Annotated in this window: 15 protein-coding genes; 8 read left to right on the top strand and 7 right to left on the bottom strand. The window is 66.1% G+C overall.

Features of this window, described 5'->3' with window-relative positions:
* Positions 1 to 310 precede the first annotated feature (310 nt).
* From RYH79_RS18050 to RYH79_RS18040, 3 genes are all read right to left on the bottom strand, one after another.
* A complete protein-coding gene (locus tag RYH79_RS18050) occupies positions 311 to 1,999 on the bottom strand; it encodes a methyl-accepting chemotaxis protein (protein WP_370901798.1) in 1,689 nt (562 codons plus the stop codon).
* A gap of 196 nt (positions 2,000 to 2,195) precedes the next feature.
* A complete protein-coding gene (locus RYH79_RS18045) occupies positions 2,196 to 3,176 on the bottom strand; it encodes a hypothetical protein (protein ID WP_370901797.1) in 981 nt (326 codons plus the stop codon).
* Between the two features lie 117 nt (positions 3,177 to 3,293).
* A complete protein-coding gene (locus RYH79_RS18040; RefSeq protein ID WP_370901796.1) occupies positions 3,294 to 3,785 on the bottom strand; it encodes a hypothetical protein in 492 nt (163 codons plus the stop codon).
* A 209-nt stretch (positions 3,786 to 3,994) separates the two neighbouring features.
* On the opposite strand from RYH79_RS18040, the gene RYH79_RS18035 reads away from it, so the two are divergent.
* The 5 genes from RYH79_RS18035 to RYH79_RS18015 all read left to right on the top strand — a co-directional run bounded on the left by RYH79_RS18035 (position 3,995) and on the right by RYH79_RS18015 (position 9,911).
* Positions 3,995 to 6,508 (top strand): McrB family protein, encoded by a 2,514-nt coding sequence (locus RYH79_RS18035; RefSeq protein WP_370901795.1) that lies wholly within the window; start codon positions 3,995 to 3,997, stop codon positions 6,506 to 6,508.
* A complete protein-coding gene (locus RYH79_RS18030; RefSeq protein WP_370901794.1) occupies positions 6,501 to 7,862 on the top strand; it encodes a 5-methylcytosine restriction system specificity protein McrC in 1,362 nt (453 codons plus the stop codon). The genes RYH79_RS18035 and RYH79_RS18030 overlap by 8 nt, the downstream gene beginning before the upstream one ends.
* 73 nt (positions 7,863 to 7,935) lie before the next feature.
* Positions 7,936 to 8,136, top strand: coding sequence for a hypothetical protein (locus RYH79_RS18025; protein ID WP_370901793.1), 201 nt, complete (start codon positions 7,936 to 7,938; stop codon positions 8,134 to 8,136).
* 258 nt (positions 8,137 to 8,394) lie between these two features.
* Positions 8,395 to 9,060 (top strand): hypothetical protein, encoded by a 666-nt coding sequence (locus RYH79_RS18020; RefSeq protein WP_370901792.1) that lies wholly within the window; start codon positions 8,395 to 8,397, stop codon positions 9,058 to 9,060.
* A 137-nt stretch (positions 9,061 to 9,197) separates the two neighbouring features.
* A complete protein-coding gene (locus RYH79_RS18015; RefSeq protein WP_370901791.1) occupies positions 9,198 to 9,911 on the top strand; it encodes an SDR family NAD(P)-dependent oxidoreductase in 714 nt (237 codons plus the stop codon).
* A 129-nt stretch (positions 9,912 to 10,040) separates the two neighbouring features.
* On the opposite strand, the gene RYH79_RS18010 is transcribed toward RYH79_RS18015, so the two are convergent.
* Positions 10,041 to 10,697, bottom strand: coding sequence for a hypothetical protein (locus RYH79_RS18010; RefSeq protein ID WP_370901790.1), 657 nt, complete (start codon positions 10,695 to 10,697; stop codon positions 10,041 to 10,043).
* Between the two features lie 204 nt (positions 10,698 to 10,901).
* On the opposite strand from RYH79_RS18010, the gene RYH79_RS18005 reads away from it, so the two are divergent.
* Positions 10,902 to 11,363: a helix-turn-helix transcriptional regulator gene (locus RYH79_RS18005; RefSeq protein WP_370901789.1), complete on the top strand. Its 462-nt coding sequence runs from the start codon at positions 10,902 to 10,904 to the stop codon at positions 11,361 to 11,363.
* Between the two features lie 15 nt (positions 11,364 to 11,378).
* Here the strand turns inward: RYH79_RS18005 and RYH79_RS18000 are convergent, their stop codons facing one another.
* Positions 11,379 to 12,224 carry a hypothetical protein gene (locus tag RYH79_RS18000; protein ID WP_370901788.1) on the bottom strand — a complete coding sequence of 282 codons (846 nt, stop codon included), beginning with the start codon at positions 12,222 to 12,224 and terminating at the stop codon, positions 11,379 to 11,381.
* Between the two features lie 138 nt (positions 12,225 to 12,362).
* Between RYH79_RS18000 and RYH79_RS17995 the strand changes: the two genes are divergently transcribed.
* Together RYH79_RS17995 and RYH79_RS17990 are read left to right on the top strand one after the other, a co-directional pair.
* Positions 12,363 to 12,869, top strand: a complete 507-nt coding sequence (locus RYH79_RS17995) for a DUF7342 family protein (RefSeq protein WP_370901787.1) — start codon at positions 12,363 to 12,365, stop codon at positions 12,867 to 12,869.
* A complete protein-coding gene (locus RYH79_RS17990) occupies positions 12,866 to 14,611 on the top strand; it encodes a DUF2254 family protein (protein ID WP_370901786.1) in 1,746 nt (581 codons plus the stop codon). Before RYH79_RS17995 ends, RYH79_RS17990 begins: the two co-directional genes overlap by 4 nt.
* Before the next feature lie 113 nt (positions 14,612 to 14,724).
* Here the strand turns inward: RYH79_RS17990 and RYH79_RS17985 are convergent, their stop codons facing one another.
* Both RYH79_RS17985 and lanM read right to left on the bottom strand, forming a co-directional pair.
* Positions 14,725 to 14,982: a hypothetical protein gene (locus RYH79_RS17985; RefSeq protein WP_370901785.1), complete on the bottom strand. Its 258-nt coding sequence runs from the start codon at positions 14,980 to 14,982 to the stop codon at positions 14,725 to 14,727.
* 90 nt (positions 14,983 to 15,072) lie between these two features.
* Positions 15,073 to 18,081: a type 2 lanthipeptide synthetase LanM gene (gene lanM, locus RYH79_RS17980; RefSeq protein WP_370901784.1), complete on the bottom strand. Its 3,009-nt coding sequence runs from the start codon at positions 18,079 to 18,081 to the stop codon at positions 15,073 to 15,075.
* Positions 18,082 to 18,093 lie beyond the last annotated feature (12 nt).

Here is an 18,093-nt window from a genome sequence, read left to right as displayed (position 1 = left end):
TGGGGTGCTAGAGAACTAACTACCACTTGAGTATAATGGAGGCGAACGGACGTGAGAAAGTGAATACGACAGTTCTAGTGTGACAATACACATACTTTCATTATATGAATAAATATGACACAGTAACTCACACTACCCAACGCCGAGTGCTGCCCTCACCAACTGCGTCTCTGGCTGCCGCCCGTTCGAGTCGCCGTCCTCGCCTGGCCGGCCCGAGTGAGCGTCGAGTCGCCAGCAGAAAGCGGTCCGTTCTCGCGGGGGTGCGGGCAGCAGTCGGCGTCCCGACGGCAGGCCCGCATGCACTTCCAGCCTACAACGTCGCCTCGTCCACTTCGTCCCGCGCAGTCTCCACGGCGTCGATGTCGTCGTCGACGCGGTCGAGTGCGTCCGAGCCCGCCAGCTCCGACATGTAGTCCACGATGTCGTCGACGGCGTCGCGTTGTTCGGCCGTCTCCGCGGTGATCTCGCCGACGGCGTCGGCGATCTCCTGGGCGTCGGTCAACACGTCCGTTGCGGTGGCAGTGCTCTCCTCGATGGAGGCGGCCTGATCGTCCGTCGCGCGGGCGACCTGGTCGATCCCGGTCGCCACCTCCTCGACGGCGTCGTCGATGGCCGCCAGCGACTCGACGGCGTCGTCGATCTCGTCGTCGGCCCGCCGGACGTACTCGGTCGTCGTCTCCGTCGCCTCGACGGTGGCGATCGTCTGCTCGCGGAGTTCGTCGATTTGCGCGGCGATCTCGTCGGTGTGTTCTTTCGTCTCGTTGGCCAGCGACTTCACCTCGTCTGCGACGACCTCGAAGCCGCTGCCGTCCACGTCCGCGCGAGCGGCCTCGATAGAGGCGTTGAGCGCGAGCATATCCGTCTGTTCTGCGATCTCGGCGATCACCTCTACCACCTCGCCGACGGCGTCCATCCGGTCGTTCAGCTCGTCGACCGTGTCGGCCAACTCCTCGGCGACCGACCGTACGTCGTCGACGGTGTCCCGGGCGCTCTCGTTGGCGTCCATCCCGTCGCCCGCGGCCTCGCGGGCCTGTTCGGCCGCCGAGGCGACCTGGTCGGAGGTGGCGGCCACCTCCTCCATCGTCGCGCTCAACTCTTCCATCTCCTCGGCGATCTGCTCGATCGACTCGTTCTGTGTGTCCACCTGCTCGTCCACCTCCACGGCGGACTCGGCGATCTCCGCCGCCGACTCGGACACCCCGTTCACCTCGGTGACGAACCCAGAGACCATCTCCTGGGTGCTCTCGGCTACGTCGTTGATGACGTTCACCAGTTCCAGCACCTCCTCGTCGAGCACCTCGTTGTTGCCAGTGAACTCGACGCGAGCGTCGAGGTTGCCGTCGGTGAGTTCGTCGCCGGTCTCGGCGCTCTGGCGCACCAACGCTCGCATCGCCTCCTGGCGCTCGATCTTCTCCGTCACGTCGTTGACGAGCTGGATCACGCCCGCGAACGCGCCGTCCTCGTAGATCGGCGTCGCTACCGACTGCACGCGAAGCTCCTGGCCGTCGTCGTTCACCAACACCTCGTCGAGTTCGTACGCCCGCTGATCGCGGCCCGATCGCTCGGCGTCCGTCGTCCGGTGTGCGTTCTCCGGGTCGGAGACCACGGCGTCCGCGAGCGTCTCTGTCTTCTCGTCGACACCGTAGAAGCGCCCGCTGTCCCGCTCGCCCAGCACGGACGCCGCCTCGACGCCCGTCAGCTCCGCTAGCTCCTCGTTCCAGCCGATCACCTGGTGGTTCGCGTCGAGCAGGAACGCCGGCCGTGGGAGCGTGTTCAGCATCGCCACCGCACTGATGTCGATCGACTCGTCTGCCGAGTCACGACCGCCGAGGTCCGTCCCGCCGTCGGACCGAATCTCCCTACCTTCACCGTCGGACGCCGACGATCCACCCCCCTGGACTCCAGACTCACGCCGTTCGTTCGACTCCCGCTCTCCCCCACTCCCCGAGTTTTCGTCGGATCGCCCGACGAACGGCAGCTTACCGACGCTGTTCGACATACTCTGAACTACTCTCTCCTATTCTTTAAATTGACCGGAAGTGTGTAGAGAGCGTCTTGAAGGACAAAACTGAACAATTATCTCTACGCGAGCCCGGATCGGCGGTGTCGGTCGGCAGAAACTCCGAGGACGAGCCCAGCGCAGATCAAGTGTCGGTGGAGGAGGCAGACACCGTCGTCGAGTGGGTCGGAGTGCGTCACTCTCTCGTGGCGTTCACGGGAGCGGCCGTCGCGTCGGTGTACAGACACGTCACCCGGAGTCGGTCGGGAGCGGTCGCCGGTCGTGTGTCGGCGCTCCAAGCCGTCGTCGCGTCCGGGTCGAGCCCTCGCGTCGCCGTCTCGAACACTCGTTCGGCCGTCCGGAGGGTGAGGTCCGGGCCGCCAGCGAGGTGGACGAACGCCCCGCTCGCGTCGTCGGGGTCCGGTCCCGGGGCCGTCGCGTCGGGCGCCGTCGCGTCGGCGACGACGGGTGACGGTCGGCGGTCGTCCGGGACGGTGGCGACGACCGACAGGCCGACGCCGCCGGCGCCGAGAATCGTGTACAGCCTACCGTAGTCCAGTCCGACGAGACCCGGCTGCGTGATCGTCGCTGCGAGACGCGCCAGCGCCGCTCCCAGCCGCTCGGCGCCGACCGGGGCGACGACTGTCGTGTCGACTGGCGACGACGGTGCCGCGAGCCGTGCTCGCGTCACTCGACTGGGGTCGCCGCTCCCGACAGACGCGGACGCCCGGCAGAACCCGACGACCGGCGTGTCCGCCGCCGCCGTGTCGGCGACGCTCGTCGCTGTCTCGACGACCCCCGTCGCCGTGTCGGTGGCGCTCGCGGTCGCGTCGGACTGCTCCGACGCCGGGGCGACGACGAGGAACACGAGATCTGCGTCCGCGACCGTCGCGGCGGCTCTCTCGGTGGCGGCGCGCCCCTCGTCCCCGTCGACCGAGGCGACGACAGAACAGTCGTTTCCGTCGACAGCCACTGTCTCGACACCGTCGGGACCACTCGCAGACGGGCGGACGACGGCCGTCGCTCCGGCACCGACGGCGACGACGGCAACCCGCGGCGGGCCGAACTCGTCGTGGTCGTCCGGGTCGTCCCCACGACGCTCGGCTGTCGCGTCGTCGGGCCGGCCGTCCGCTCGGGCGTCTGTGTCCGCCAGTGCCTCCGCGAGGATCTCTCGCACGTCACTACGCCTCGACGCGAGGCGAATAGCAGTACCGACTACGGCCGCAGCGTGTGCGGCGACTCGGGGGGCTGCGGACGCCGACCACGGAGCGACGGCCTCGTCCGTGTCGCCGACTCACCGCGTGTCGACCCGGTCCCCACGAATCGTCGAGTCCTCGTCGACGTAGTACCGGAACGTCTGAGTGAACCAGTCCGCGTGGACGGCAGACGCGGTCGACTCCGTCGGCGGCCGGGTGTTGGAGTACCCCCGACAGGAGACGACGACCTCCCAGCCGACGGCCGTCCGGTCGGTCGACTCCGTCCAACAGCTCAGGGTGACGTTGGAGTACTGACTGTAGTACAGCCCGTTGTATGCGTAGCGGTACTCCACCGTCTGGGCGTACTGCCCGACCGTCTCGGCGGTGAGCCGGTCGGGACGCTCCGGGAGCGTCTTCGGCCCGTCGGGGAGTTCGACGACCCGGTCCGGGAGTGGGGTCGCCCCCGGCGTCGGTGCCGTCGTCGTCGACGACGACGGTGCCGCCGGGCCGGCGACACAGCCGGCGAGCACGACCACGGCGAGACAAGCGAGCGTCGGGAGCCACGCGGTCGGTGAGTGTTCGGAGGGCACGTTCGTGTCGGTCGTGCGAATCGGTAAACGTCTTCTGTGGGTCGCAGTGATTGGGAGTTACTTCCGGCTGGAGTCGTCGTCGTTCGGTAGCGAGGATCGACAGGGCTCCGCACTGCCAGCCGAGTCGAAACCCGAACCGTTGCAGGTCGGGACACGTCGAAATCTGCGACGGGATAAACTTTTGTTCGGGCACGGCTCACACTGCGGTCGTGAGCGTCCCCGACACTGATGAACTCGTTGAGGCGTACTTCGAGCACGCCGACTGGGAACACGAGCGCGAGCGAGCCGAGAACACGAGCGAGGCGGTGCGGACGCTCGCGGAGGCGTTGGTGGAGACCCGCGAGGAGATCGGCAGCGAAGAGCTGACCGTACTGTACAATCTCGTCCAACACGAGAACACCTTCGGACGCGAAGAGAAACGCGAGGCGGTCGAACAGTTCGATCTCGACGACGAGACGCGCGACCGGATTTTCACGTGTTTCGACGGTCCGATCGGGATCGTCGGGAGCGGGACGAACACGGTGAACGTCGATGGTGGCGAGGAGGCGGTGACGGAGTTTCTGCGTGACTTCGTCCGAGCGGCGTCCACCGAGGGGCGAATCGAAGCTGTCGAGAAGTTCGCCAGACGTGACGTGTCCGGGGTACAGGCTGGAATCGTCTCGCCAATCGTGTACGCGATGGCTCCGGAGGAGTTCCCCATCGCAAACTCCCCCGCCCGCGAGGGGATGGAGAAGTACTTCGGCCGAGGGGTGAGCAGTCAGTTGTCGGGCTACGTTAGACCTGGGGACGGAAGCAGAGTTCATCCATCTAGTAGCTACGAGTCTTTTATATCCGAGATAGAGTCTGACGAAAGGTATGGAGATTCGACAGAGTTTCACTTTGTGAGGAAAGACTACGACTTCGATGACAACTACCGCCACCTCGACTACTTCTTCCAGTGGGCGCCGGAGAATCCGACGGGCGACCCCGCAGATCCAGTTGTTCCAGACGTAACACGCGAGCGAGCAGACACCTACTGGGTCACTCAGAGCAACGAACACGAGTTTGAGAACGGCTACCTTCGAGCGAAGCACGACGGCAGGGCCACGCACCGGGCTACCCGCCTCGCTGAGGGAGACTTGATCTTCCACAACTTCGATGGGGAGATCTGTGCTGTCTCACAAGCAACGGGGAATCTACGGATCACTCAGGACGACGGCACAGACTACGAGATCGCACGAGTACGAACCCACAGATTGGATACACCGGTATCAAAAGACGAAATCCTCGCCGCGCTGGACCACGAGCCGTTTCGGCCGGACAAGCACTATCCCGTGAACAGCAACGGCAATCTGAACCAGGGGTACCTCTTCGAACTCTCCCGTCCGGCCGCGAACTGGCTGCTGGCGGAGTTGGGGGTCGAAGATCCGGATTGGGAGACGTTCGAGTGGCCGCCGTCGGGAGTCGACACGGACGGGACCGACCCGAACGGCAGCACCGACGACGACGCCACTGACACTATCTCGATCCCCGATTCACCCCCAGCGCGCCACGAGGAGATCGCCCGCCAACTCGACGCGACGGGCCAGGTCGTCCTCACTGGGCCGCCCGGGACAGGGAAGACCCACACCGCGACGACGTTCGCGCGGTGGTGGGTCGACGACCGGACGGACGAGCCGACGGAAGAACAGGTCCGAACCGTCACCTTCCACCCCGCGTTCGCGTACGAGGACTTCCTAGAGGGACTGACGGCGACGACCGTCGACGACGACGGGAACGAGCCTGGAGCGGACGCCGAGGCCGACGCGAACGCCGGCGCCACGGGCGTCACCTACGAGATCGAGCCGGGACTCCTGCGCGAAGTCGCCGAGGACGCCCGGGCAGCGTACGACGAGGCGGTCGGCGACGACAGCGACCCGAGCGACGCGCCGCCGTACGTGCTCGTGATCGACGAGATCAACCGCGGCGACCTCCCACAGGTCCTCGGCGAGGCGATCACGTTGTTGGAGCCAGGCGAGCGTGACCGTCACGAGGTGTCGCTGGCCCACTCCGGCGACTCGTTCTCGCTGCCGCCGAACCTCTATCTAATCGGGACGATGAACACCGCCGACCAGTCCATCGCGCTCGTCGACGCCGCGCTGCGCCGGCGATTCCGCTTCCTCCGTGTCTCCCCGGAGCCCGAGCGGGTGTTGGCGCTCGAACTTGGGGGGGACGAAGGCGACGTTCAGACGCCGTCCGCGGTGGTCACCGACGAGTCGGCGTCGGACCGCGACCGGCTGCTCGCGGCGAGCGTGGCGGCGCTGGCGGCGCTGAACGAGCGAATCCGCAGGGACGCCGCCCGACTCGAACGCGGCCAACAGCTCGGCCACACCGCACTGCTGGGTCACGACGACGCCTGCGCCGTCGCCGACGCCTGGCAGTTCGAACTGTTGCCACAGCTGGCGGAGTACTACTACGGTCAGACGGACGCACTCCGGCGGGAACTGTTCGAGGACGGCGGAACAGATCTGTTCGACTGGGGGCACGGCGTCCCGGTCGATCTCGACCTGGAGACGCTGTACGAGTCACTGTGCGAGATTGGTGGCACCGACGGCGACGACGCCGTGCCACTCGACACTAGCGTGGGCGACGGCACAGCGGCAGGGGGCGCGACGACGGGCGACGCATCAGAGGCGACGGAGAACGCCCCGGTAGACGCGACGGCCGACGACCCGACAGCGACGAGAACGACCCCCGATGAGTGAGTCGCCGCCGGACGTGTCGCTCGCGGAACACGACGAGCGCGAACTCGACGAACTGCCACGGGCGGACGCGGAGGCAATCGAGGATCTCCGCGTGGCCGACACGGAGGCGACGCCGTTGTCGGTGGCCTACGATCGTCGGGACGGAGCGTTGTCGGCGCGGCTCCACAGCGGTTCGGCTGTCGGCACGGTGCGGCTCCCGAGCGGCCGTCGGGTGACGGTCACGCCGAAGGAGACCGTCGGCCGACTGCTGTGGCTGTTGGTGTACGCCCACGACACGCCGGCGCCGACGCTGTCGACGCCGGCGGAGTTGGGGGACGGCGCCCAGTTCCACCGCGTGCTGGCGGTGTTGTTCGAGCGCGAACTGCAGACGGTGTTGGCCCGCGGAGTCGATCAGACGTACACGGACCGCGAAGGGGTCTGGGACCAGATTCGAGGCCGACTGGACCGCCAGCGACAGCTCCGGCGCCCGACCGGTCCGACGCCGACGACGTTCGCGGTCGACTACCGAGCGGCGACGACCGGAACGACGCTCAACCGTGTGGTCGCCGTCGCGGCGCGTCGCCTCCGGCGGCTGCTTGCGCACGGCGACGGCATCGCCGACGGGACGGCGACACGGACCGACCAGATCGCGGCCAGGCTCACACAGACGGCGCGGGCGTTCCGTGACCGTATCGACGGCTCGGTGCCGCGGACGGTTCCCCCGGACGCAGTCGAACGGATCGAACTGTCGCGGCTCACCGACCACTACGACAGGCTGTTGGCGCTCACCCGGACGGTGCTGTTGGGAGCGTTCTTCGACGACCTCCAGCCGGGCGACCGCCGGGCACGAGCCCTGTTTGTCGACATGAACGCTCTGTTCGAGCGGGTGGTTGAGCGCGCGACTCGCGCGGCCGTCGCCGACCGCCCGTACACCGTTCTCGGGCAGGAGACTCTGCCGGCGCTCGTCCAAGGGCCTCACGGCGGCGACACCGTCCGCCCGGACGTGGTCGTAGCGCGCGAACGTGATGCGAGCAACAACGGTGGTGACGGCGGCGACGTCCCCACGCCCGCAGACCGTGCCGTCGCCGTGGTGGACGCGAAGTGGAAGCCCGGCGGCGTGTCCGGCCGCGACGCGACCCAGATGGCGGGCTACTGTCTCGTCACCGAAGCGCCCGGGGTGTTTGCGCTGCCGGCGACGGACGACCTAGACGACGCTGCGAACGCCCCCGACGAGCCCTCGATCGTCGCTAGCGAACACGAGATCCACAGTTGTAGGCTCCCGACCAACGAGGAGCCCGAAACGCTGGAGACTTACACCGAGGGAATCGAGGCCGCGGTAGCGGATCGTCTCGCGGCGGTGCTCGACGAGTGGTGATCTCCGGTTTCAGAGGTCCTACCGCTCGGAATACGCCGCACAATTATACTCTCTCGCTATCGAGACTGATGCAGTGGTACGGGCTGAATCTTGGGACGGCGCGCTCTACGCCGCCGGGAAAGCGTACGGCGAGAAAGTCACGGTGCTGAAGACGGCTGTCGGGCCGTTGTCGTCGTGGTTTGAGCCGTCACCGTTGTCGCTGTGCGCTAACGAGGTGTACCGCGACGACCAGCCGACGGACAGCTTTCAGGTCCGGGAGTACGACGACCGCTAGACGGTGCAGTCGGACGAACACAACCCCGACGCAGGAGTGCCGTGTTGCACGCCGTTACCGACGCGACGAAGTACACGCTGTCGGTCGGGGGCGTCATCGCCGCCAGCGTGGCGGTGTGGAGTGGTTGAGGAGAGTGGGCAGTGTGTCGACGACTGCGAGCTCCCGATGGTGTGAGGTTTCGAACTGATCGAACCTCGCAGTGAGGTTCCTGGTCGTTTTTCCCGTCGTATTTGTGACCGGAATTCGAAACTGGAGCCGGTGAAGGCGATACTCCAAGGAGAGGTCCACACCTCTTCAGCCGACCGAAAGTCCCTCGAATCTCAGTTGGACAGGGATGTCGACGCGTTGTTCGTGGAGCGTCGGGCGGACTCTGTCAGTCCGGAGTGCTGGTCTCTGGGGTACGTGGTCTTCCTGACCGGAGTCTTCACGATCTACTGGGTTCAGGAGGTTCTGCGCGACGAGCCAGATGTCGAACAGCTCTCGTCGGTCCCCGTTCACGACGAGATCGACACTACCATTCCGGTACTGTACGATCGATTTCCCCGAGTCTGGATCGCTACTGTTGGACTACTCTCACTCGTGGCACTGTCGCTTGCGCTGTTCGCGCCGAGCTTCGGCCCGCCGTTGATAGAAGTGTCACCGGCCACCTCGGCGGTCTACACGGTGGTGGTGAAGTTCGTGATCCTCGGTGGCACACCGGTGTTGTTCTCCGGGACCCTGATCGGACTCGACCTGAGGCGTCTCGGGAGCCGGGACCGGGACATGGCAGACAACATCGACAGAATCGCAACCGAGAACGGTTACGAGACCGTCGTCGTGTCTTGTGGGGAACGACACCTGGAACAGCTCTCTGAACTGCTGGAGGAGAACGGCTGGGAGATCGAAGTGAGCAACACCAACCACAAACTGCGCACGCGAATCTGAGGCTCGACTCTCAGGATCACTCGGTGTCGAGCACAGTGGTACCCAGAGACGAACGACAGCCTCTGAGCGGTCTCGCACAGTTCCACCCCTCGCAATGCCCCGAGGGACTGAATACGTCGCCGCCCACAGGACAGTCCGTGACACGAACTGTCGTCGTCGCGGGCGTCGGCGAAGGGCTCGGCTCCTCACTCGCGTGGGAGTTCGCAGAGGCGGGCGACCGGGTGGCGATGCTCGCGCGCTCGGAGGCGTTCCTGGAGACGCTCGCAGACGAGATCACGACGGAGACGGACGGCGAGGCGTTGGCGGCGCCGACGGACGTGAGCGACACCGAGGCCGTGGCGGCGACGTACGACACGATCCACGAGCGGTTCGGCGGCGTCGACGTGCAGATCAACAACGTCGCCGGCGCGAACGTCGGCGGCGACACCCTGTCGACGACCCGCGCGGAACTGACGGAGGCGTGGAGCGTCCGAGTCGCCGGGCAGTACCAGTGTGCCCGGCGGGCCGCCCAAGACATGGCCGACGGCGACGGCGGGACGATCCTCTGGACCACCTCACAGCAGGCGCGGGTGCCGCGCGGCAGCGTCGCGTCCGTCACCGCCCGCCAGGCCGCTCGCGGCACCGCACGGGCGATGGCCGACAACCTCGGCGAGCACGGCGTCCAGTCGATCCACGTCGTCGTCGACGGCTGGATCGAGAACCCCAGCCTCCGAGAGCGCTACCCGGACCACGACGACTGGATGGACCCCGACGAGATCGCCCGGCTGTACCGCGACCTCGCGGACGACCCCGAGACGGTTCACGCGAGCGAGATCGACCTCAGACACCCGAACGACGAACTGCGGTTCTGATCGGGGCGTGGACCGTCACGGGTGTAGACGCCACCCTCGCGGGCCCGGTCGACGACGTGGTCGTGAATTCGGCGGGCGAGCCGACGTATCGGCTCTCCCCGACGGGCCGTCGGACGTGTCGGCTTCGAGCTACTCCTCGTCGGACGGCAGTTCGTCGTGTACGACGCGACCGTCACTGTCTTCTGAATCGTCGCCGGTCCCACCCTCCACACCCCCCTTCCAGGGTGTGACGCCGTGGTCGCGCAGCAGCGTCCGGATCTCACCCCGGGGCACGTCTGCGAGTCGGGCGGCGCCGCCGCGGGTCATCGTCCGAGAGGCGGCGTACCGTTGGGCGGCCGCCGCGTGTCGGACGGTCTCGTGTGCGTCGAAGAACTCGACGACGGCACCGTCCAACACCTCGACGACGGCCACGGCGTCGCGCCACCTCAGGCTGGCGGCCCCGACGGCCAGCGCGGGGACGTCGCGGTCGACAGCGGCGACCGGGCCCAGAGAGGCACACGGCGCGACAGTCGGCCCGGCGGCGTCGGCGTGTGTCGCCCGGAGGTCCGCGACGGCGGTCGGGTCGCGCCGCCCGGCGAGACGCAGGAGGTCTGCGTCCGTCGCCGCCCCCGAGCAGTGTCGCTGGACCGCTGCGGCCTCGCGGAGCCGGTCGTGTTCGCGGAAGAACCGCCGGACTGCTCGCGCGAGGACGTGCGCCTCCGACCGGAGTCCCGGGAGATCGAGACGCGCCGCACCACGGACGAGCGCGCCGACGTCGGTCCCGAGCGCTGCGAGGAGTTCGTCCACAGTCGGTCGTCTGTGGCGACGGAATTGAAACTGTGGGTGGGTGTTCGCGGGCCGGGACGGGATCACGACGGGCGTGAACACCCCGGAACGGACCGAGTACCGCCGTCTCGGTGACACCCCACTGGCCGACACGAGAGCGTATTTGACGACCGTTCGAACCACTGGTACCGTAAGTGCCTAAGTATGTGACGTGCATACACCGGGATGACGATGAACAAGAAGCTCCTCCCGTTGACACTCCTACACGAGGCGGAGACAGACGAGATGGACGGGATCACACGGTTCCAGAAGCTCGTCTTCCTCGCGCAGGAGGAGGGTGAGATCGAGGAGGGGTACGATTTCGTCCCACACAGCTACGGGCCGTTCTCGAAAGCGCTGTACGACGACATCGACCGACTCGTCGACGAGGGGTTCGTCGAGGAGGGAGAAGAACAGACGGCCGAGAGCGCGGACAACGACAAGCAAGTCTACCGATTGACGGAGGACGGTCGTCAGGTCGTCGAACACGCCGCGAACGGCGGCGACGAACTCGACATGCCCGAGGAACTCGAAGCGAGCGTTCGAGCGACACTCGGTGATTACGAAGATACCGATCTCTACGAACTTCTGAAGTACGTCTACAGCGAGCACCCCGGCATGGCGAAGAACAGTAAGCTGAACATCTGACTTCGAGGCCTGCGACTACGGCCCGTCGTCTATCTCGCCTGTCTCGCTCGCCTCTCCCAGCTCTCCGGTCTTCTCCACATCGTTCGGTCCATCTGCGTCGCTCGTCCGGCCGGTGTCACCGGACTCACGGACGGAACGGAGTTCGTCCATTTCCTCTTCTGCTTCGTCTGTCGTCGTCTCCTTCGAGGACTCCTTCGCGGTGATTCTATCGGCGTTCGCCAGCCCCTCGAACTCGACGTGAACAATCTGTTTGGCCTTGACGAGCACGCCGTCCTCCCATCGGTACCGCTCTGCCGCATTTCCGTTGTCGCTGTATCGTACGACCTTCGGTTCGTAGAGGAACACGTCCCCGTTCAGCGACACGTCCTTCTCGTCTTGGACCACTCCCCTGATTTCGTCGCTGGCCGTCGTTCGAAGTCGAACGACGTATGCACCCGAGTCGTCGACACGAGACACCATCCGCTGGTACGCCTGCCACGTCCGATTCGAGCTGAACGTGTCGTACAGGAAGCCAGTATGGTAGATGAGAGTACCGCCGAGAAGGTTGAGCAAGAAGAGCATCGTGTACGAGAGGATCAGTACGTCGAGGTTTCCAACGATGGCTTCTACGTCTGCGAACTCCATCGTTCGAACCTGTCTGTGGTGTACGAACCTCAGGACCCCAATCGCCAGAGACTCGATCAGATAGAACCCGACGAGTGAGCCGACGGCCAAGCCGAAACTGGCGACGACAGTGTCGATTCGGCCGAGCCAGTCGCCCCGCCTGGAGAGGCGAAGAGCGAGCTTGATCCCCGCCAGCCCCGGCAAAACGAACAGAATCAGCCCAACGACACCGATACTTGGAAGCGTTGGCGATGCCACTACTTGTAGTCTGAGACAACTAGATTAATGAAAGTTCCCGTTCGTCTCCTACAGGAGATTTCGTCCACTTCGCTGTCACAGACACTCACGTATTTAAGCTGCAGAACAGATATGCGACTGGCTGCGGTACGCGACGGTGTGACGGACGACACGAGCGCGTTGGGCGAGTGGGTTCAGCGGCGGACGACGTTCCAGCGCGTCTACGACACGGTCGTCGGGACGACGGAGTACGTGCCGGTGGAGACGGTTGCCGAGCGAGCCCACTCCTCAACGGCGGCGCGAGACGCGCTGGCCCAGCTCGTGGAGGTGGGCGTCGCCAAACGCCGCGACGGACGGTCGGCGACGTACCGCCGAAACGAGTCGTACCTCACCTGGAAGCAGGTGGAACGGCTCGCCACGGAGACGAGCGAGGAGACGCTGCGGTCGCGGCTGGCGGAGCTGACGGAACGGGGCCGGGAGTTCCGGGAGCGGTTCGACGCGCTGGCGCCGGACGCCGTCGGTGCTGTCGGGACACCGGTCGACGACCACAAGACGGTCGAAGCACGCTGGGAGGCGATGTCGGAGTGGGAGACCGTTCGCCGGGACGTGCGCGTGGTCCGGCGGGCCGTTGACCGAGCGCGTCGGGGGAGTAAGGCGCCGGCGTGACCGACTCGGAGGGTGACGACGAACAGACGGAGGACGATCCGAACGACATGATAGGGGAGCGCAATTGGGGTCTTCAGGACGCCCAAACGCGAGTCGGGAAGGTACCCTGGCTGGTGATCGCGGCCGTTCTCGCCGTCTCGGTTGCCACCGCAGCCGCTGGGCTCTATCTCGGAACACCAGACGACAGGACGCTGCGAGCGTTCCTCGGGACGCTCGCAACCGTCCAGAGTGGCGTACTGGCAATTGTCTTCTCTGTCGCGCTCGTTGCAATCCAGCTCACGACGCGCTACTCCTCCCGGATCGGGCCGTTGTACACCCGATCGCCGGCGCTCCGGTTCACCTTCTTCGTCTTCGTGGTTTCCGTCGGGCTTGATGTTGTACTCCTGTTCAACATGCCGCTGAACGGAACAGTCTGGTACCGCGGCTGGGTGTACTTCGCCGGAGGACTTGCGGCGGGTGCCGCCATCACGCTGTACGAGTTCGTCCGGCGCCTGACCGCCACTGCGACCCCCGAGGGGATGGTTAGGCTGTTCGAGCAGGATCTCGACACGGAGACGTACCTCGGCCAGGTCCAGGAATTCGACGCGGGTGACCGCGAGACGCACCCACTCCGACCACTCCACACGATGGCGATGGCAGCCGTCTCGGAACACGACACCGCAGCAGCCGAGACGGCGCTCTCGAAGGAACGAGAGCTTGCGATTCAGCATCACCGGTCACTTAGTGAGGAAGGACGGCTCGGTAATCTCGACCGCTCGGTGAAACGGAAGCAAATGAAGCCTGTCGTTGCCGACCACTTCCACAATTTCCTCTTCCACGCCGACGAGCGAGACGAGTACAGTCTGATGCGGCAGACAATCGAGGCACAGAGAGAGATCGGCGCGTACGGAATCGAGGTGGGTGACGAAGCGGTAGCTAGAACGGTGATCCAGGCCCTCCGAGGACAGGCTCGAAAAGCAGATCCGAGTGAGCAGACAGCCGTACAGAGAGTTATCTGGAATGAAGCCGGAGAACTCCTGAAAGAGGCTGCTGCACACAGCCAGACCGAGGCGGTGCGAGAAGCTACACGTGGGTTCAGGAACGCTCTCGCCGGACAAGTCTCCGGAAACATGACCGACGAGAGGCTCGACGACGTTACGAGAGAGGCTTTCAACAGTTTACAGACCAGTTTGTCTCTTCACCTCAAAGCGAACGGGCCCGTGATCGGTGATGCCGAGCGTGACTGGGCACGGACAGCAGTGGAAGACGGTAACGAGAGTATCGAGATAGCCCAGCACCTCCTCAGTGCGTATCGTGAGATTACGGGCGCAGTCGTCCGTGGACACAAAAACCACGACGAGAGTTCCATCGACCCTGCTCACGTTCTGGGACACTGGCGCGAACTGTGTACGAAAGCAGCCGAAGAAGCCGGTGGGGAGTTCACCACTGCGACGTGCAGGCTTCTGATCGAACTCGTCCTGATCTACGGGGAGGGAGAACGCTTTCTCGTCCGTGTTGCGAGTGAGACTCCCGAACACGTCGAATCGGCCTTCGACCAGATTCTCCAGTACGAACCGAGAGATCCAGACTCTGAAAAGCCAGACCCGTGGTTGTACAAAGTCGACGGAGAGTACTATCGGAGCGGGATCAACACGCAGCGACCACCTCTGAACGTCCGCGACGACTACCCCGAGTGTGTCGAGACTCTTCGTGAGACCGTGATGGAACAGGCAGAATACCAAGACGAGTCAACGGCAGAGTGACACCGTCGGCACCGACCACTGCGACGGGAGAATCACCCCCTCCGTCGACAGACGAACTGGAGCGTCGTAAACCGATAGCAGGCGTGACGGTGACCTCTACGGCGACTCTCCTGCTACTCTGCCGCCCCTTCGTCGCCGCCGTCGCCGACCGCCTCCTCTTGTTCGCCGAAGTCGGTCTCGGGTGCGGGGCCGTCGTAGCCGGACATGCGGTCGGCGCGTTCCTCGTAGACGACGGCCAGCGCGCCACAGACCAACGAGACGCTGCCGAACAGTGCTCGCCGTCGCTCCTCGGCGACGACCGCCAGTGCCGCGAACGCGCCCGTCAGCGCACCCAGTGTGTACGCCCGGGTTCGATCCTCGGAGAGGCTCACGCCACCCCCTTCTCTCCAGGGGGGTTTGACTTCTCGGGATTCTGTCGAGCGAGGGGACGGCCGCGAGGGGGTGTGTCGGCGCGTCAGTCGTTAGCCACGCAGCACCAGACACGGTAGCGTCGGGGAGACACACCGGGCGAGAGCGTACCCGACACCGGCGTAGCCGTCTCGGAGGGTAGGATCGACGACTCCGCTGGCGTCCGTCGGGAGCGTGTACCGACCGTCGCGGACGACTCGGGTGAGGAGTCGATCCGCGGTCTCGGCAGCGGCAGTTTCACGCCCTGCGGCGATCTGGAGAGTGATCCGGCCGGCCGTCCCGCCCCGGTACTCGTCTCCACGGCGTTCGCTGGTGGGGGAATCGAACGTGACACCGGGGAGCCTGGCGTCAAGTCCGACCTGGGTTGGTGCGTCCGGGGGCTGTTCCCACGACGCGACGGTCTCGGCTGCCGCCTCGCGGAACCGCTCACAGCCAGTCTCGGCCCATGCGTGTGCGAGGGCGTACACGACGCCGCCAGAGCCTCGATCGTACGTCGGGGGAGCACACTGCCACTCCTCACTCCGATCAAGCAGTCGGTCGCCGAAAGCGACCACCTGCGACCGAACACGCTCGTCGTCCGTCGCCCGGGCGACACCGGTCGCGGCAGCAACAGTTCCGGCAAGGCCACCGTCCATCACAGAGGAGGGCCCGGGATCGGCCGCCCGAGCAAACACTGTCCCGGTCGACAGTATCCGGTCGTCGTTCAGGAGAGAGCCGGCGACGACCAGTCCGTACCCGATGGTCGCCGGGTCGTCGAGAGCGTCCGCCGTCGCTGTCAGGACTGGGTCAAGGAGCGACCGCGTCCGGCTGTAGTACGCTCCGGTCCCGTCGAGAGCGGACAGTGCAGCACCGAGGATGGCGACGCCAGTTCGTCCGCGTTCGAGACCCAACCCGACGCCCGCGACGGTCGGTAGTCGTGTCGCTGTCGGGTCGAACCGACTCCACACGTACGACCGGCCGGCCGGTGTCTCTCCGGCGGCGACGGCGCGCTCGAACGACGCCTGCGCGGCAGTCGACGGTGTCGTCCAGTCGGCATCGCCGGAAGACGGAGGTATCGTCTCGTTCGTCTGATCGTGTGGGTCGTGAGCGGTCGTGTGCTCGCCGAGCGGCTGTCTGCCGTCCTCGCCCAGCGCCGCACGGACGACGGCAACCTCCTCGGCGAGTCGACGGTCGTCGCCACGGGTGACCCGTGCACGCGCTCTGTCCAGTCCCGACACGTCGGCGAGATCACACAGCGGGACACCGTCGTGTTCGACCACCGTCGCGTCCGACCGACTCGTGAATCGTGGGTGGTCGAGCCGCTTCAGCGCCGTCCGCTCGGCGTTGAGCACTGAGAGCGGGTGTCGGTCGGCCGTGCCGTCGAACGCAGGCACGGTGAGCCGGTCGAGGACGACTCCGAACCGGGCACCGTCGGCCAGCGTGGCTGGCTCACGCAGCCGGTCGAGTATCCGGCGGTACGATCCAGTCGGTCGGTAAACGAACCGGACGGGCAGCCCGCCGAGGTGATCGGTCAGCGGAGTGTCGCCGGAGAGACACTGGGCACGCACCGCACGGTGAGTGCGTTCGAACCCCGCGACGACGGCGTCGACGTACTCGGACGGGAGTGCTGGCTCACCGTCGACCACGGGCGCATCGGCGGCGACGCCGTCGAGGTCGCGGGTAACCGTCTCCAGACACATCGCGTCCGTGGCGACCGCTCGGACGACCGTCTCCGTCCTCGACTCCTCGGTGTCTGGCGTCGGTGCCGCAGATGGTCCGACGGGGTTCCGGTTCAGCGATCCCTCCTCTGTCCGAATCTGGTACGGCAGCATCGCCGTCGACAGCGGCGTCTCGTCGACGGCCCGTCCGAACCCCCAGTCGTACGGCCGTCGGTTCGGGTCGAGGTACGGGTGACAGATCGTCTCGGCGTCGACGAGTGCTGGACCGTCGTCGGTGGCGACGACGTTGTCGGTGTGACAGTCCGTCGTCTCGGTGAGTCGAGCGAGGCAACACCGAGCGCCGAACTGACGGTAGTAGCGCCGTGCCGCCGTCTCACCCGTCGGCGGATCGGTATCGAGCAGAGATGTCCACCCGTAGCCGTCGCGGACGAGGCACTGCGGCTGTCGGAGTCGCGGCAGGTCACCGTCGGCCGCCAGATCCGTGGTGAGTGCTGCAAGTGCAGCCTCTGGTCGAACCGTGCGCGGCTTGTAGACGACGGTGACGCCACACTTGAACTCGACCCGACGGGTGACACGGCCGTCACCGTGTCTGTCGCGGGTGAGAGGTCGAACGGCAGTGACGCGCCCGAGAGCGGAACGGTCCGCGAACTGCTCGGCCAACGCCGCACGGTCGTCGTTCAGCCGCTCGGCGAACGTCACAACTGCACTGCGCCACTGTCGCACCTGCGTCGACAGCAGGCGTCCGAACACGGGGTACGTCAGACACAACTCGACGAGTCCGTCGTCGAGGAGATACGCGAGGAACTTCTCGTACACGGCCGTCTCCGGCTCACTGTCGCCGCCGACCGACGCCCGGGCGTCCGGCGCGTGACGCCGTCTGGCTCGGTCAAACTGCTCGTACAGGAGTTGCAGAGAGTTTCGTTCGACCCGCGACTGCAACGCAGCCGCGAACGAGTCGACAGCCGACTCCGACAGCGACAGCGTCGGGAGGCCGTCTCTCGCCTCTGCCGCAATCGCGGCCGTCAGCGATCCGAACGGGCGCGGCGGGCCGTCGACGTGTGGTCGGTCGTCGTTGTCGTCGACGGTGTACGTGTCGACGGTGTCAGCACCGTCGACACGGAGGTCACGGGCCGTGACACCGGTCACCACCGTCTCCAACCGAGTGATCCACTCAGGCACCTCCGCGGCCTGATCGACTGCGGCGGCACGGCGACACTCCGCCCGTGTCGTCTCCAGCAACTGGAGCCGCTCGTCGAAGGCACCGCCGTACATGGCCGCCCAGTCGTCGACAGCCGGCGCGTCGGACGCGGGCTCGTCGGCGAGCAGTCCTGCCTCGAGACGCTCGGGAATGGTCGCCGCCTTGGCCGCGAGCCGTCGTCGTTGGGTGGGGGTGAATCCGCTCACTGCGACGCCTCA

Origin of the sequence: Halobaculum sp. MBLA0143 (assembly GCF_041361465.1) — an archaeon.
GTDB lineage: Archaea > Halobacteriota > Halobacteria > Halobacteriales > Haloferacaceae > JAHENP01.
This window is presented reverse-complemented; position numbering and strand designations above follow the sequence as displayed.